Source organism: Oceaniferula flava (assembly GCF_016811075.1).
Classification (GTDB): domain Bacteria; phylum Verrucomicrobiota; class Verrucomicrobiia; order Verrucomicrobiales; family Akkermansiaceae; genus Oceaniferula; species Oceaniferula flava.
The window spans coordinates 26,813-43,878 of record NZ_JAFBGL010000014.1 but is presented as its reverse complement, the minus strand read 5'-3'; the positions used below and the strand labels follow the sequence as shown (position 1 = coordinate 43,878).

Here is a 17,066-nt window from a genome sequence, read left to right as displayed (position 1 = left end):
GCTGGCGGTGGTCTACGTCTGTATTAGTCTGAATGAACCCACCATGCTGAGCCTCTTCACCACCTCCACAAAACATCACATTTCACTCGTCGCCGCTATCTTCGGGGCGCAGTGCATGGTGACCTTGGCCGACGAACGCCAAGTCAGCTTCAACGATGAAATCAGGCCGATTTTCAACCAGCACTGCACCGCCTGCCACGGTGGCGTGAAGATGGCGGGTGATCTTTCCCTGATCTATCGCCAGCTGGCACTCGGCAAAGGGAAGTCCGGGAAACCCACCATCGTGCCCGGCCACCCGGAACAATCTGAGCTCATGCGCAGGATCACCACCGAGGATCCGGACGAGCTGATGCCTCAGCCGAAACATGGCCCCCGTCTCAGCGAGGAGCAAGTGGACTTGATCCGGACATGGATCCGACAAGGCGCCGAGTGGCAGGTGCACTGGGGTTTCGAGCCCCCCCGGCAGCCGGAGCTGCCGCAGAACCAGCTCGACTGGGGTCGGAACCGGATTGATGCCTTCATACTGGCTCAGATGGAACAGCGCGGCTTGACACCATCGCCGCGTGCCGGCTCGGCCGAACTCTTGCGCCGCTTGTCCTTCGATCTCACCGGCCTGCCGCCCACGCTGGACGAGCTCGATGCCTTTGAAAAAGCCAATGCGGAAAACCCGGAGGCCGCATGGCACACCGAAGTCGAACGCCTGCTGGCATCGCCCGCCTACGGCGAACGCTGGACTTCCGTATGGATGGATCTTGCTCGCTACGCCGATAGCGAAGGCCTAGGCGCCGATCGCAAACGCGATGTCTGGCCTTACCGTGATTGGCTGATCCGCGCGTATAATTCCGATATGCCCTACGATGCATTCACCATCAAACAGCTGGCTGGAGACTTGTTGGAAGAACCAAGCTATGACGATCGAATTGCCACCGTGTTCAACCGCCTTACCCAATCGAACGCCGAGGGTGGCACCGACGACGAGGAGTTCCGGGTCGCAGCGGTGATGGATCGGGTCAATACCACCTGGGAAGTCTGGCAGGGACAAACCTTCGCTTGCGTGCAATGTCACAGCCACCCCTACGACACCTTCGAACACGACGAATACTACAAATTCCTCGCCTTTTTCAACAACGACCAGGATGCCGATCAGGCCCACCACGCACCGACTCTCCGTGTCCCCCGGGCCGTCGATGATTACCCGCGTGCCGAACAATTACAGGCTGCATTTGCCCGTTCCGAGGCAACGTATTATGACCACGGTCGGCAACAAATTTCCACCGCCACCTGGCAGCCAGTGCGGTCGGCCTCAGTGACGTCTTCACCGACCCGTAGCCAAGTCGTCCAAGGCGAGACCAGCAGCGAGGTGCGCACCGTAGGCAATGTCGCCAGGAACACCGAGTTCAACCTGCACTGGAAACCGCAGACGAAACGTCTGGACGCCATCAAACTCACCTTCCTCCCGAAGGACCCCGAGGTCGCGGTCTCGCAGCCGGAAAATGGCTCCGTCCTGAGCTATGCCGAGCTGCGTGTCACCAGCGCCAATGGCGAGCAGCGCAGCATTCCCTTCCGTCACATCATTCCGGACAGCACCGAGTCCTCGCTGTATCCGGAGCACTCCCTCAATGCCAAGAATAGCTCTGGCTGGGGTCCCTACACCAAGATGTTCCACTCTCGTTGGGCCGTCTTGGTGCCAGCTGAGCCGGTGATGTTAGAAGCCGGTAGCGAGGTGACGCTGCACACCCGCCACCGCGTTTTTTACAATTCCGCCTTTGTGCTGGTGCCTCATCGATTCCAAGTCAGCTACTCCGCCGAGCCTTCCTGGGACGCTTGGCGCGACCGCGGAGTCGAAGACAAGCAACAGTTCCTCACCTCCCGCTCCGGCTACCTCGGCATCAAAGGTCCCTCCATTCCCGTCATGGCCCGCCGTGATGCCCAGCTGGCTCGGAAGTCGCACCTCTTCGAACGGGGCAACTGGCTGGAGTTTGGTAAAGAAATCACCGCAGCGGATACCCCCGCGGCCCTCCCCTCCATGAAGGTGCGCGGAGATCAAGCGGATCGACTCGATATGGCGCGCTGGCTGGTGTCCAAGCAGAACCCACTCACCGCCAGGGTGGAGGTGAACCGCTATTGGCAGCAACTGTTTGGTCGCGGCATCGTGGAGACCTTGGAAGACTTCGGATCGTCCGGCATGGCCCCTACCCACCCTCAATTGTTAGATGACCTCGCAGTGCGTTTTCAGACCGAGTTCAAGTGGAGCCGCAAGGCGCTGCTTCGTGAAATTGTCATGTCCGCGACCTATCAGCAAACCGCCACCGCCGATGCCGCCAAACGAGCCAAGGATCCGGACAACGTCTGGCTTTCCTACGCCCCCCGCCGCCGCATCCGTGCCGAAGCGGTGCGCGACATGGGTCTGGCCGTCTCCGGCCTGCTGAGTGACAGCCTCTACGGTCATCCCACTTACCCACCGATTCCTCCGGGCGTTTGGCAACCTTTCCAAGGTGGTGACAAATGGAGCACACCGAAGGTGGGCGACCCCCAACGCTACCGCCGTGCGCTCTACACCTACTGGAAACGAAGCATCCCCTACCCGGCGCTGCTCTCGTTCGATACCCCGACGCGTGAAATTTGTTCGAAGCGCCGCCTCATCAGCAACACACCTGTGGCCGCCCTCACCACCCTCAACGACGCCGCATTTGCCGAGTTTGCCCAGGGGCTGGCACGGAGGATGAAATACGATACCCAAGGCACGCTGGAAGATAAAATTGCCCTGGGATACCGACTCGCTACCTCGCATCGGCCAGACACCAAAACACTCGAACTCCTCGTTCAAACCTACCAAGACCTTGAATCCAACTATCGTCAAACCCCGGCAGAAATGAAAGGCATGGCCGGCACACCCGATGGCGCCGCCTTCACCGTGCTAGCCTCCCTTTTGCTTAACCTGGACGCCGCGATCACCAAATAAACCATGGACATTTTTCAACAACTGCAAGCCGAGAAACTTCAGCTCGCCACACGCCGCCACTTCCTACGCGACTGCGCCACCGGTCTCGGTTCCATGTGGCTCGCCATGCAGGGACAAAAGGCAATGGCAGCCGGTGGTGGTCCGCTGAAGTTAAACCATAATCCGAATGCACCGCTGACACCCATCGCTCCGAGTTTTGCCCCGAAGGTGAAACGCGTGATCTACATTCACATGATCGGAGCGCCCAGCCAGCTGGAGCTGTTTCACTACAAACCGGAGCTGGAAAAATACGATGGCAAGGACTGCCCCCAGGAGTATCTCGAGGGCCAGCGTTTCGCCTTCATCCAGGGGACGCCAAAATTGTTAGGCCCCGTCTACCCGTTCAAACAATACGGAGATTCCGGTGCCTACGTATCCGATCGCATGCCGCACTTGGCCAAACACGTGGACGATCTCTGTTTCATCCACAGCATGAAGACGGACCAGTTCAACCACGGCCCGGCGCAGTTGATGATCCAAACCGGAAACCAAAACCTCGGTTACCCGTCGCTTGGCTCATGGGTCAGTTGGGGGCTCGGCTCGGCGAACAATAACCTGCCCGGCTTCATGGTGCTGCTGTCCGGTGGACGCTTGCCACGCGTGGGTAAATCACTATGGGGCTCCGGCTTTTTGCCATCCGTTTATCAAGGGGTGCAATGCCGCTCGACCGGCTCTCCCATCCTCAACACCCAGAACCCGGCGGGGGTGAGTCGCGAGGTTCGTCGGCGGACCTTGGACAGCCTGAATCAGATCAACCAGCAGCACTACGATCAGGTGGGCGATCCGGAAACCTTGACCCGCATCGCGCAATACGAAATGGCCTTCCGCATGCAAACATCAGTGCCGGAGGTGATGAATATCAAGGACGAGCCGAAACATATTCACGAGATGTATGGCACGGAGCCAGGGAAGGAATCGTTTGCTAACAACTGCCTGCTGGCACGCAAATTGATCGAGAACGACGTCCGCTTTGTCCAACTCTACGATTGGGGTTGGGACTCCCACGGCTCAAATAAAAACGAGGCGCTGAACTACGGTTTCCGCTCGAAGTGCCAGCAAACCGACAAACCGGTGTCCGCCTTGCTGACCGACCTGAAACAGCGTGGACTGTTAGAAGACACTTTGGTCGTCTGGGGCGGCGAGTTCGGCAGGACTCCCATGCAGGAAAACCGCGGTGGAGGTGAAGCCACCTTGGCCGGTCGGGATCACAACCCCAATGCCTTCTCCATTTGGATGGCAGGCGCCGGGGTGAAAAAAGGATTCTCTTACGGCGAGACCGATCAGTTAGGTTACAACGTGACCAAGGATCCGGTGCATGTGAGAGACTTCCACGCCACCTTGCTGCACATGATGGGCTACGATCACAATCGCCTCTCCGTTCCCTTCCAAGGTCTCAACCAGAAACTCACAGGGGTGAAAAAAGCCCATGTAATCAAAGGGTTCCTCGCCTGATTAGGTATTCACGTTGATGATGACCATCAACCTGCGGCTCGGCGAGAGAATGAAGAAATCGATGTTCCCGACATTGGCGTTCGGGCCGGATCCGTGCATATCGTAGAAGTAGCTGTAGTAGTTACCCTCCTCTTGCAGCAGCGACATGAACAACGCCCGGTTACTATCGCTCTGGCAGGCGTGTTCTGCAAACTGAACAAATGCCTGTTCCTCCACTCGCGGCGGCGTTGCTTTCCATCGCTCCACCTGCCAGTCGCTGCGGTAGCGGCCTCGTTGTGGGAATTCGCTCCTTAGGTGCTGCGCCGGGTCTTGCCATGCCACCGCGACATGTTCAGGCAGCACAAACATTTCCATCGAGGTGCCGTCACCAAGAAAACTGCGCTCCGTATGCACAGCCTTCCCTGTTGGGTTCAGGCGAAAAGCGTGACCGGTGAGCGACTTCATTTGGCTCCGCTCGTGAAGGATGCCCGACCCCGGCAAAACACGCAAAGGCCCACCCATGATGTAGAGCTGAGCGACCAGCAAGGCGAGCAGCAGACCGGCCCGCTTCAGATCTTTGCGCTGCCACGCGCGGTAAGCATAAAAGGCGAACAGAATCAGCCCGAGGTATAAACCTGTGACAAAGATAAGGCTATAGAATTTAAACAGCATCATGCTTCCACGGCTTCCATTTCAGGTTCCGAATGCCATGTGTGCGGAATGTCGCGCATCAATAAAGCGTGATCGAAGGCAATACTTCCCTCGGGGAAAATTGACCGATCGTCGAAGTAGGTCGAACTAACCGATTCCACCTCCAGAGGCGACACCTTCCAGCGCTCCGTTTTCAACAGCAAACCATCAAGTCGCTTCGTGCCCGGGCAGGACGAGTATCCTATGCAGCCTTGTTCGAAAAATGCGGACGAGGCGGCCAAATCATCGAAGACGGAATCGACTGGAAAGGTCTCTGTTTCCAGGGCACAAAAATCAACCAAGGGACTTGCGTAATCATCTGCCTGCACCGTCATCCGGATGCGGCCATCATGATCTTCCACTTCGAACTTCGACAGGTGGTGCACACCGGGAAAGACCCGGCCACCAGCCAGCGCATTGAGTTGGGAGTCGGTGTCGCGTCTCGGCACAAAGACGCCTCGCTGAGTCTCCCCGCCCCGCGACCACTCCACCCCGATCCGGTGCGCCGAGTTCTCGCTGGCGATACCCACCATTGCCGGCATGCCCTTTGGCCGGATTTGCTCCAGCCGAATCAGACAGATCCCCGCGATGGCGTAATCACCGACGCATTGAGCTCGGAAATTTCCGGGCAGCACAGCAGCGAGCACCGCGGGATCGACACGGTAGTTCAGCAAGATACGTCGGCGGATAACGCCTTGAATGGTCGGGATTTTCATCTGCCGTCAGCCTCCAATGGAATCTGGGCTTTGTCAGGCTTGAAAATCGGCGGATTCCTGTCAGAACGCCGTCGTTCATGATTCCTTTTATTTCACCTCACGAAACATCCGCTGCGCAAAAACTGAACGGTCTGGTCATGCACGACCACCGTTTTCAGCTGCCACTCGATTACCAGCAGCCGGAAGGTCCGATGATTGAGGTCTTTGCGCGCGAAGTCTGTCTGCGCGACAAGGATGCCGATAAAAATCTGCCCTGGATGATCTTTTTCCAAGGCGGGCCGGGCTTTGCTTCCCCCCGCCTTCATGGCAAATCCGGATGGATCGGTGAGGTGCTCAAGAGCCATCGCTTACTGCTGCTCGATCAACGAGGCACCGGCCTCAGCTCCCGCATCCTGCCCCAGACCTTGGCCACCCTGCCCGACGCACAGGCCCAGGCGGACTACCTCACCCATTTCCGCGCCGATAACATCGTGCGCGATGCCGAGGCGATTCGTCATACCTTGTTAGGTGCCGACAAGAAATGGAAGGGTGCCGGCCAGTCCTACGGTGGTTTCTGCCTGTTGAGCTACCTCTCGATGCACCCGGAAGGCTTGTCCGGCGTTATCATCACCGGTGGCGTGGCCTGCGTGAAACGCCATATCGAGGACAACTACCGCATTACCTACCAGCGTGTGCTGGAGAAAAATGAGGCCTTTTACCGTCGTTATCCCGCCGATGAGGAGCTGGCGCGCAAGATCGCCAAGCACTTGGACGAGCACGAGGTCATGCTGCCCAGCGGGGTTCGTCTGACTTCACGCCGCTTCCAGCAGCTCGGCATGGCCTTTGGCGCCAGCGGCGGTTTTGAGTCGATCCATTACCTGATGGAAGGTGCCTTTGTCGAGGGAGCCAGCGGTGAAGAGCTCAGCTACGATTTTCTCAGCCAAGTGGAACGCCACAGCGGCTATGAGACCAACCCCATTTTCTGCATCCTCCACGAGAGCATCTACGCGGAAGGTTATGCCACCCAGTGGGCGGCCGAGCGTGTGCGTGCCGAGTTTCCGGAAGTGGACGCCGCCGAGGGACGCTTTATCTTCACCGGGGAAATGATCGCGCCCTCGATGCTCGATGATTACATCGCCCTGCAGCCGCTGAAAGAATGCGCCGAAATCCTCGCGCAGAAATCCGATTGGGGCCCGCTCTACGACCTCGAGCAACTCGCTCGCAACGAGGTCCCAGTGGTGGCCATTTCCTACTACGATGACATGTATGTGCCCATCGAGTGGTCGGCTGAGACCGCCAAGCACATCCCCCATTTCCAGATCTGGGTCACCAATGAATGGGAACACAACGGCATTGGGGTCGATGGACCGCGTATTTTTGGTCGCTTGCTGGAAATGCTGGCCGACGCCAAATAGCCGCCAAGCCCTACAAATCAGAGGACAAATGCCCGTCATGGTTCTTGACTCGCCGCCCCCGCGCCCCTAGTTTTCCGCCCCCGCAAGGCAGAATCTGCCCTCAGACATCCTTTTTTCCAACTACGACCATCATGAACATCACTGTTGATAAACAACCAGAATGCACCGCAACTCTGCGTGCAGAAATTCCTGCCGATAAAGTTTCCACCGAGCGCAAAGACATCGTCAAAGCTTTTGGTGCTCAAGCAAAGATCCCCGGTTTCCGCCCAGGAAAGACTCCCGTTTCCGTCATCGAAAAACGTTTTGCCAACGACATCAAAGCCGAACTCGAACACCGCCTGATCAGCGAAGCTTGTGGCGAGGCCATGAAGCAGGACGAAGAGCTAAAAGTACTCGACTTCAAAAAACCGGAAACAGCCGACTTCGCCGATGACGGGTCGTTCAATCTCACCATGCCAATGATCCTGGCTCCTACCTTCGAGCTTCCTGAATACAAGGAACTGGAAGTGAAAATCCCAGCCGCAGGTGCTACCGACGAGGAAGTCCAGCGCGAGCTTGATGGTGTGCTCGAGCGTTATGCCGACTACACCGACATCGAAGACCGCTCGCTGGAAACTGGCGACATCGCGGTGATCGATTTCACCTCCACTCTCGACGGCAAACCTCTCGAAGAAGCCGTTGGCAAACCTGTGGGTGTGCTCGGTGGCAAGGAAGACTACTGGATTCAGATCAAGGAAGACTCCTTCCTCCCAGGCTTCGCCAAGCAACTTGAAGGCGCAGCCAAGGACGAGACCCGCGAGGTCACCAGCTCTGTGGGCGAAGACTTCCCTCTCAGCGACCTGCACGGCAAGGACATCGTGTTCTCCGTCACCGTCAAAGGCATCAAGGAGCAGAAACTTCCCGAGCTGAACGACGAGTTCGTTTCCGAGACCCTCCAGTTCGGCAAAGACAAAACCGTCGACGATCTGAAAGAGCTCATCTCCGAGCAGATCACCCAGCAAAAAGGCCAGCAGATCGAAGAGTCCAAGGTGAACCAAATCGTCGAGCAGCTCCTCGAGCGCGTCGATTTCGCCCTGCCTGAAGAAATGGTTTCCCAGGAAGCTCAAAGCAGCGCAGACGACATGGTAGCCCGCGGTGCTCAGTCCGGCATGAGCGACGAGCAAATCGCCGAGCAGCAGGAAGAAATCATCGCCACCGCCCAGGTGCAGGCACGCAACAACCTGAAGACCAACTTCATCCTCCAGGAAATTGCCCACGCTGAGAAAATCGCCGTCACGGACAACGAAGTGGTGCAACGCATCAGCGCCATGGCCGAGCAGCAGAAGAAAGCTCCTAAAGCTCTCATGCGCGAGCTGCAGAAGTCCAACCGCATTTCCAGCATCAGAAATTCCATTCTTATCGGCAAGGCCATTGACTTCTTAGTAGACAGCGCGAAAGTGGAGGAAATCAAGGCTGAGGAAGCTGAAGCCTAACATCCTGGCACTTCGGTGCCACGGGCTTCCCCTCACCTGATTCCAAATACTCAATTCCCATTCAACTATGGATTCAACGCCTCAAAATAACTACTACATCCCCACCGTCATCGAATCTGACGGCCGTGGAGAACGCGCCTTTGACATCTACTCCCGTCTGCTCAAGGACCGGATTATTTTCATCGGCACCGGCATTGACGACGGTGTGGCCAACTCGGTCATCGCCCAGATGCTTTTCCTCCAGATGCAGGACCCTAAAAAGGACATCCACATCTACATCAACTCCCCGGGAGGATCAGTCACCGCAGGTCTCGCGATCTATGACACCATGCAGTTCCTGACCTGTGATGTGAACACCTACTGCATCGGCATCGCCGCCTCCATGGGCGCTGTGCTGCTGACAGCCGGCACCGAGGGCAAGCGTTTCTGCCTGCCGAACTCACATGTCATGATCCACCAAGTTTCCGGTGGAGCCCAGGGCACCGCAGCGGATGTCGAGCGCACCATCGGCTTCATGTTCGGCCTGAAAAAGCGTCTGAACAAGATCCTCGCCCACCACACCGGCAAGTCCGAGGAACAGGTGGAAAAGGACGCCGATCGCGACAACTACATGTCCGCCGAGGAGTCAGCCGCCTATGGCCTGGTGGACAAAGTCCTCGAGAGCCGCAAGGAACTGCCTCTCACCGAGGATTCCAAAAATGACAGCGATGACGGGAAAAAATAGAGTTTCCCCTCTCATCTAGGCTATCTTCTGGGCGTCGGAGCGAATAATCACTCCGGCGCCCGTTTTTCTTTCTCTATCGACATCTCTTCCCGAATCCTGTTGGATTCAATTTACTCCACGAACTTTAAGAACTTTTTATGGCTCGAACATCCAATCTCACCATGTGCTCCTTCTGTGGCAAAAGCCACTCAGAGGTCAAAAAACTCATTGCCGGGCCTGCCGTCTATATCTGCAACGAGTGTATCGAAGTCTGCTCCTCCATCATGGAGAAGGAGCTCGGCCAGAGCACAGGGGCCGTTTCCGAAACTCAGATCACCCAGGACGAGGTCATGACTCCTGAGCAGATCACTAAAAAACTCAATGACTTTGTGATTGGTCAGGAGCGTGCCAAGAAGGTGCTCGCCGTGGCCGTCTATAATCACTACATGCGCCTGCGCCAGGATCATCTCAATCCATCGCCCGAATTCTCCGAGGTGGATATCGAGAAGTCCAACATTCTCATGCTCGGGCCAACCGGCTCAGGCAAGACTCTGCTGGCTCGAACCCTGGCCAAGGTGCTGGACGTTCCATTCACCATCGTCGATGCCACCACCCTCACCGAGGCTGGTTACGTCGGTGACGATGTGGAAAATATCATCCTACGCCTGCTGCAAGCCGCCGAATTCGACGTCGAGCGCGCCGAGCGGGGTATCATTTACGTCGATGAGATTGATAAGATCGGTCGCACCACACAGAACGTCTCCATCACCCGCGATGTGTCCGGTGAGGGAGTCCAGCAAGCCCTGCTGAAAATCCTCGAGGGCACCATCTGCAACGTCCCACCACAGGGAGGCCGCAAGCACCCGCAGCAAGAATACATCCAGGTCAACACCGAGAAGATTCTGTTCATCTGTGGCGGTGCCTTTGTCGGCGTCAACGATATCATCAGCCGTCGCCTCGGGAAGCATGTGCTCGGTTTCCACGAGGAAGACGAAGCTTCACAACACTCACTGGAATCAAGTGACCTGATGGAAAAAGCCGAGCCTGAGGATCTCCTCCACTTCGGCCTGATCCCCGAGTTCATTGGCCGACTTCCAATCATCTCCTCCCTGCGCGAACTCAGCATTGACGAGCTCATCGAGGTGCTCACCCAGCCACAGAACGCCTTGATCAAGCAGTATTCCAAACTGCTCGCCATGAGTGGTGTGAAGCTCAAGGTCACCAAGGAAGGCCTCGAGGCCCTGGCCGAGGAAGCACTCAAACGCGGCACCGGAGCACGGGCGCTGCGCTCGATCTTCGAGAAAATCATGCTCGAGGTGATGTATGATGTCCCTGGTCGCGACGATGTGGAGTCCGTCACCATCAACCGCGCCGTCGTGGAAGGCAAGAAACAGCCGATCATCCGCAAGAAACGCGCTGACGCCGCTTAGTCGCTCAAAGCGGAAACAACATTCTCAGATCCCACATGCTTCCCGGCGTGTGGGATTTTTTTTGCGCCTTAGTCGGTAAGGTCGCCAAGCTCTGCCGGCAGCGGACAGACCGGCGAGCGATTGGTCACCCGCACCCCGCTCCCCGTCAAGGCTACCTGCATCATCGCCAAGGCGGGTTTGATTTTATTTTCCAACTCCAGCGCGAGTGTGGTCGGCTGAGGGGCACCGCCTTCGTCGTAGGCTCGCCCCAAGCCACCAAGGTCCATTCCCACAATCTCAAGCTCCTTCGCACCGAGCCCAATGCAGATTTGCAGGGCGGCAAAGACCACATTACAGCCGGAAAACAAACCGTATTCGGGTCGGTGACTCCAACCGATCTGCGACTTGCCTGCCGAGTCGGCGGGAAATAGAAAGGGCCGACCCGACACACGGTTAAGCTCCAACAGTTGCCGCCAGGCTAACGAGGGCAAACCGTTCCACTGGTTCACCCGCTCGACCAATGCCAACGGCCGCGGCCCGATCACGGTAGGATGATGACGCAGCAGATAACTCATCGACATGGGGGGCGTGGCGAGAGGTATTTCCAGATTGTGCTCAAAGTGATAGCTGCAATGTCGGGTGAAATCAGGGTCGATCACCACCCAGAGGTCGGGCTGAATGCCGCGATCGGCCAAGAAACTGGGTGAGCCGTTGACGCCGACCACGGAGCAGCTTGACCGATCCAAGGCATCCCAGGCGAAGTCCTTTGCAGATGGCCCGGAGGCCACAATCACCACCTTTTCCTGAATCCGCTGCCGCCAACTGACGAGGCTTTGGGTTTCGAGCTTCTGGTCGCCGTGAACCAGGGAACAGGAGCCGTCGGGTCGATACTTGAATGTCGTTTGTGGCGAAATCTCACGCATATGGCGATAAGGAGACCTCCAGATTTTCCTCCTCAACCATGAGCTCCCGAACCCATCAGACCACCGCGCCAAGCCACACTTTCTCAGAACCTTAGGTCCAAAGCGCTGATTGAGCATGTTTTCCAGTTCCATTATCAAGGACGACCACTTCACGTCGTTCACCTGTCTCTAGCGCTTCCTTAGCATTTGACAACTCAGCTTATCTGACTTAATTGACAACTAAACATGCCTCGCAAAATTTCAGCCGTAGCCTTCATGCTGGTGATGACATTACTCATCACCCTGAAGCACCCTGTGCTGGGATATTGCCTTTGTTTGAATTCCTACTTCACCGGCGATTGCACCTGTGAAGTTGTCCAGACCAGCCAGACTGCTCCATCGGGCGCCAATTGCTCCAGCTGCTGCACGGACGATCACGGCATCGAAAGCATCGATATCGCCAAGATGACACCCTGTGACGACTGCACCCAGCGGCTCGATCTCAACGTCGGTGACTTTGTCTGGAATACCACCGTTCAGCTTCCTTCTGACGATCAGGACCAGTTCAATGATCTAACGCAGCCGAACACAGACCCGCTGCTCTTGGCTTCAATTTTTAGCCCGGGCCATGCACCCATCCGCGGTGATCCCCCGCCCTTGGCAGCCCTTGCTTCGGAGCCTTATCAAGGTTTCCCCATCTATCTCAGACACTCGGTGCTGAGACTTTGATTATATTTGTTAGAGCCACCGCTTGAACGGGTGGCACTGGGCGTGTGCTGATGCACAGGCTCTTTTTGATTTTTGCGGCCGCTTTGTTGCCGCTGACCCAGCTCGTCTTGCAGGACGTTTTTTAAACTGCACTCTAACACTTTTATCCATTCATGTCTCTCGCACAATTATCTCAATCTGCTGATTCCCACGACACTCCGTCCCGTGGCAAGCGTTCGTTTGCCTGGCTGTTACCGGTCGGTCTTCTCGTTGGTTTCCTCCTCATCATGGCCCTGCTGTTCGGCAGCCGCCTGATTCCTGCTACCGAAGTCACCACCGCTCCGGTCATCACCCTGCGCCAAGAAGCCAGTGTCGCCGCACAGCCCAGCACGCCCGACACCACCACCGAAACCGTGGTCACCAAGGGGCAAATGCTCTTCCAAGCATCCGGCTGGGTGGAGCCTGATCCCTACATCACCTACGTCCCTGCGCTGGTCAATGGCGTGGTCGATGAAGTCCACGTGCTCGAGGGTGAGCAGGTGAAAAAAGGTCAACTGCTCGCCACCCTGATCGACGACGATGCCAAGCTGAATGTCCAACAGGTGGAACAGAAAATCAAAAGCCACCAAGGCCGCATCGATGCCCACTGCCAGGCAGTGCACATCATCAACGCTGAAATTCGTGCCACCGAGAAAAAAATCACCGCACTCCGTGCCAGCGTCGCAGAAGCCCGCGACTTGACGCAGCGCTACGACAGGTTGCCCAAAGGCGCCGTGCCTCAACAACAGGTCGCCGCCGCCCGTTTCACCCTGCAACGCACCGAGGCCCTGGTCGCACAAGCCGAAGCCGAGCTACCGAAGCAGAAAGCCCAGATCGAACAGATCGAGTTTGAGCGTTTGTCGATGGAGTCGGTCCTCACCGAACTCAACACCGACCTCGCACGTGCCCAGTTAGCCCTCGACCGCACCCGCATCACCGCGCCCATGGACGGCATAGTGCTGCACCTGCACGTCGCCCCCGGCAAGAAACGGATGCTGACCATGGACGATCCCCATTCCGCCGTGGTGGTGGAGCTTTACGATCCGCAAAAACTCCAGGCACGTATCGACGTTCCTCTCACCGAGGCCGCAGGCATGCAGGTGGGACAGATTGTGGAAATCACATCTGATCTGCTGCCGGACATGACCTTCAATGGTCGGGTCACCCGCATCACCGGTCAGGCCGACCTCCAACGGAACACGCTGCAGGCGAAGGTCGCGATTGAAAAACCCGACATCCGTCTTCGCCCGGAAATGTTGGTGCGCGGCAAGTTTTTTGCCAAAGACGGCAGCCGGGCTGTGACTTCGTCATCGGGAACAAGTGCCAGCACTGGCCGACTCGCCATCTACGTGCCGGAAGAGGCCCTGGTCAATGACTCCTCCGTTTGGGTTGTCGATACCAACAACAAGGCCCGCCTCCGCAGTCTCGAACTCAGCAATGACAGTCGCGAGCAACACCGCCGCGTCCTCGATGGCATCCGCTCCGGCGAACACGTCATCCTCCCACCTCACGATCAACTCAAGGACGGCACTACCGTCAGTCCACAACCTATCAACTAACATGTCTTTTATTTCCATCCGCACATTATCCAAATCCTACTCCAAGGGCAAGTCCACCATCACCCCCTTGGATAAGCTCTCGCTCGAGGTGCCTCTCGGTGAGTTCCTCGCCCTCATGGGGCCGTCCGGCTCCGGTAAAACCACCCTGCTGAACCTCGTCGCAGGAATCGATACCCCAACCTCCGGAGAACTCTTTATCGATGGCCGCGATATCGCCAACCTGTCTCGCGCCGAGCTGACACGTTGGCGTTCGAAACACGTGGGCTACATCTTCCAGCTCTATCACCTGGTGCCCATCTTATCTGCTTACGAAAACGTCGAGCTACCACTTCTGTTAGGAAAGGCAAGCAAGTCCGAACGCCGGAAAAAAATAGAAGCCGCTCTGGATCTTGTCGGTCTGTCAGACCGAGCCCACCACCGACCTTCTGAACTCTCCGGAGGGCAGGAACAACGGGTCGCTATCGCCCGTGCCATCGTGCACGATCCAGGTCTGTTAGTGGCCGACGAACCCACCGGTGACCTCGACCGCGAGTCGGCCGATTCCATTTTGCGACTGCTGAACCAGCTCGCCAATGAACATGGCAAAACCATCGTCATGGTGACTCACGATCCCAAAGCCGCCGACGACGCCCACCGCACTCTGCACCTTGAAAAAGGGCAGCTCATCGAAAACCTGACTGCTTCCTAACATGAAATTACTCATCTTAGCTCTCAAGAATCTAACACGGCACCGGCTACGATCGCTGCTGACCATTCTTGGCGTCGCAGCAGGCATGTTCCTCTATGCCGCCGTGCAGACGATGCAGCACTCGCTGTCCGAAGCCACCGAGGCCAATGCCAATGATACCACGCTGGTGGTCTATCGCGAAAACCGCTTCTGCCCCACCACCTCCCGACTGCCGGAACATTACCTGCCCACGATCCAGCGTATCGAAGGAGTCCGCGAGGTCATCCCCATCCAGATCGCGGTGAACAACTGTGGAGCATCGCTCGATGTCATCACCTTCCGTGGTGTGCCACCCGAAACGTTGAAACAATATAACCCCGGTATCAATGTGCTGGAAGGTTCCTACGAAGACTTCACCAAACGCAGCGATGCTGCTCTGGTGGGGGTGAACTTTGCCCAAAGACGTGGACTGAAACCCGGCGATAAATTCGAAGCCGTCGGGGTGAATGTTTACGTTGCCGGCATCATCAGCTCTGATTCACCGCAGGACAACAATGTGGCCTACGTGCATCTGCCTTTCTTGCAACAAGCCTCACGCATTGGCTTGGGTATCGTTACCCAGTTCAATGTCCGTGTCGACTCTGCCGATCAGCTGGATTCGGTTGCGGCGAAAATTGACGAGACGTTCAGAGCCGATCAGCAACCGACCAATACCCGACCCGAGAAGGCCTTCTTTGCGGAAACCGCCAAACAGATGATCGAGCTCATCGGCTTCACCCGCTGGCTTGGTCTCGGTGCGGTGCTCGCGGTGTTAGGTCTGGTGGCCAATGCCGTGCTGCTGATTGTGCGAGGTCGTGTTAAAGAAACTGCGATCTTGCAGACTCTCGGATTTTCCAGAAAAGCCATCGCCGCCATGGTGATGATCGAGGGAATCTTGTTAGGCCTCATCGGAGGTGTTGTCGGCATTTTTGGATCTCTGATCTTCTTCCACTTCCGTGCCATCACAATCGGTAACGAAGGACTGACTCTCGCTCTCTCGCCAGATCCGCAAGTTGTCCTCAGCGGCATGACCGTTGCGCTCCTTCTCGGTTTGTTAGCTTCTGTCTATCCGGCATGGAAAGCAACCGCCCGCCCTCTGGTGAATTCACTCTCCTCATAACAGCCTCCCCGGAGGCGCAGACCATCGATTTCCTGATCCCCATTTCCTAATCACTATTTCCCATGCTACCATTCAGTTACGCCCTTAGAAACCTCTTCCGCGATCCATCACGGCTGGCGCAAACCGTCGGGGGCTCGGCCCTCGTTGTGCTGCTGTTAGTCGCCGCCGTCGCCCTGAACCAAGGAATGGACACCGTGCTATCCGCATCCGGGTCGCCTAAAAATGTTATCTTGTTAGGCAAAGGCTCCGAGGAGTCCATCGAGCGATCGGAAGTGCATCTCGATGCCGAGTCCAGCGCCGCCACCAGTGTCCGAGGTCTCGAAGAACATCTCGGTGTCAGCGCCGTCTCAGGTGAAATTGTCTATCAGGCACCGATCCGCACAGAATCGAATCAGAAAGAACAAGCACTGCTCCGTGGTGTCTTGGAAAAGGCACTGCTGGTGCACACCTCGGTGCAGCTGCTCGAAGGACACTTCCCTGGCCCAGGCGAAGTGATGGTCGGCCGACTCGCCCATCGCAAACTCGGTGTCGATGAATCCGAACTTGTGCCCGGTAAAACGCTCTATTTTGAAAACGAGAGCCTGAAAATTTCCGGCATCTTCGCCGCACCCGGAACGGTGTTAGAATCAGAGATCTGGTTTGACCGTAACGACCTCGCATCGCTGACTCAGCGCGATACCCTATCGTCGATCACCATCCGTCTGGGTGATGCCGAGTTCGATGACGTGCAGGTTTTCACCCTTCAGCGCAACGATCTGGAGCTCGCTGCCATTCAAGAAGACCTCTACTACAGTAAGCTCGGTGTCTTTTATAAACCGATCAAAATGATGACCTGGGTTACGGCTGCCCTTGTCTCGGCCGGTGCCATTTTCGGTGGGCTGAACACGCTCTACGCCGCCTTCGCCTCGCGCATCCGAGAGATGGCCACACTGCAGTCGATTGGCTACACCCGTGGTGCTCTATTAGTCTCACTGGTGCAGGAATCACTGCTCGCCACCTTGACCGGAACCTTGGTCGCCTTCCTCGCCGCCTACTTCCTACTCGATGGCACAACGGTCCCCTTTTCCATCGGAACCTTTACCCTCACGCTCAGCCCGCTGGTCATTGTGACCGGACTCATCACCGGAGTCTTGCTGGGCACCATCGGAACTCTCCCCCCGGCGATCCGCTGCCTTTCGCCGTCACTTCCCAAGGCACTCAGATCATCCTAACCAAC

At 57.0% G+C, this 17,066-nt stretch carries 14 protein-coding genes; 11 read left to right on the top strand and 3 right to left on the bottom strand.

The genetic code is table 11. The features are described 5' to 3' along the window. Window positions 1–43: 43 nt before the first annotated feature. A complete protein-coding gene (locus JO972_RS16060; protein ID WP_309491105.1) occupies window positions 44–2,962 on the top strand; it encodes a PSD1 and planctomycete cytochrome C domain-containing protein in 2,919 nt (972 codons plus the stop codon). Between the two features lie 3 nt (window positions 2,963–2,965). After that, window positions 2,966–4,453, top strand: coding sequence for a DUF1501 domain-containing protein (locus JO972_RS16055; protein WP_309491104.1), 1,488 nt, complete (start codon window positions 2,966–2,968; stop codon window positions 4,451–4,453). Here the strand turns inward: JO972_RS16055 and JO972_RS16050 are convergent, their stop codons facing one another. Next, entirely contained in the window at window positions 4,454–5,107 is a 654-nt protein-coding gene (locus JO972_RS16050; protein WP_309491103.1) for a hypothetical protein, read from the bottom strand. Beyond that, window positions 5,104–5,838 carry a DUF2071 domain-containing protein gene (locus JO972_RS16045; RefSeq protein ID WP_309491102.1) on the bottom strand — a complete coding sequence of 245 codons (735 nt, stop codon included), beginning with the start codon at window positions 5,836–5,838 and terminating at the stop codon, window positions 5,104–5,106. Before JO972_RS16045 ends, JO972_RS16050 begins: the two co-directional genes overlap by 4 nt. Before the next feature lie 77 nt (window positions 5,839–5,915). On the opposite strand from JO972_RS16045, the gene JO972_RS16040 reads away from it, so the two are divergent. The 4 genes from JO972_RS16040 (at window position 5,916) to clpX (ending at window position 10,837) form a co-directional block, all read left to right on the top strand. Beyond that, window positions 5,916–7,232, top strand: a complete 1,317-nt coding sequence (locus tag JO972_RS16040; RefSeq protein WP_309491101.1) for an alpha/beta fold hydrolase — start codon at window positions 5,916–5,918, stop codon at window positions 7,230–7,232. 131 nt (window positions 7,233–7,363) lie between these two features. Continuing rightward, window positions 7,364–8,704 carry a trigger factor gene (tig, locus tag JO972_RS16035; protein ID WP_309491100.1) on the top strand — a complete coding sequence of 447 codons (1,341 nt, stop codon included), beginning with the start codon at window positions 7,364–7,366 and terminating at the stop codon, window positions 8,702–8,704. Window positions 8,705–8,771: 67 nt separating this feature from the next. Continuing rightward, complete coding sequence (locus JO972_RS16030; protein ID WP_309491099.1) at window positions 8,772–9,428, top strand: ATP-dependent Clp protease proteolytic subunit; 657 nt, start codon at window positions 8,772–8,774, stop codon at window positions 9,426–9,428. Between the two features lie 137 nt (window positions 9,429–9,565). Further along, window positions 9,566–10,837 carry an ATP-dependent Clp protease ATP-binding subunit ClpX gene (gene clpX, locus JO972_RS16025; protein ID WP_309491098.1) on the top strand — a complete coding sequence of 424 codons (1,272 nt, stop codon included), beginning with the start codon at window positions 9,566–9,568 and terminating at the stop codon, window positions 10,835–10,837. Window positions 10,838–10,905: 68 nt separating this feature from the next. Here the strand turns inward: clpX and JO972_RS16020 are convergent, their stop codons facing one another. Further along, a complete protein-coding gene (locus tag JO972_RS16020; protein WP_309491097.1) occupies window positions 10,906–11,739 on the bottom strand; it encodes a motility associated factor glycosyltransferase family protein in 834 nt (277 codons plus the stop codon). 225 nt (window positions 11,740–11,964) lie between these two features. Here JO972_RS16020 and JO972_RS16015 point away from each other — a divergent pair, with 225 nt between their 5' ends. From JO972_RS16015 to JO972_RS15995, 5 genes are all read left to right on the top strand, one after another. Then, the gene (locus JO972_RS16015) at window positions 11,965–12,447 is read left to right on the top strand and encodes a hypothetical protein (RefSeq protein ID WP_309491096.1); all 483 of its coding nucleotides are present in this window, start codon (window positions 11,965–11,967) and stop codon (window positions 12,445–12,447) included. 152 nt (window positions 12,448–12,599) lie between these two features. Next, complete coding sequence (locus JO972_RS16010; protein WP_309491095.1) at window positions 12,600–14,024, top strand: efflux RND transporter periplasmic adaptor subunit; 1,425 nt, start codon at window positions 12,600–12,602, stop codon at window positions 14,022–14,024. 1 nt (window position 14,025) lies between these two features. Next, complete coding sequence (locus tag JO972_RS16005) at window positions 14,026–14,712, top strand: ABC transporter ATP-binding protein (RefSeq protein WP_309491094.1); 687 nt, start codon at window positions 14,026–14,028, stop codon at window positions 14,710–14,712. Window position 14,713: 1 nt separating this feature from the next. Then, window positions 14,714–15,850, top strand: coding sequence for an ABC transporter permease (locus JO972_RS16000; RefSeq protein ID WP_309491093.1), 1,137 nt, complete (start codon window positions 14,714–14,716; stop codon window positions 15,848–15,850). 62 nt (window positions 15,851–15,912) lie between these two features. Further along, a complete protein-coding gene (locus JO972_RS15995) occupies window positions 15,913–17,061 on the top strand; it encodes an ABC transporter permease (protein WP_309491092.1) in 1,149 nt (382 codons plus the stop codon). The last annotated feature ends 5 nt before the right edge of the window (window positions 17,062–17,066 follow it).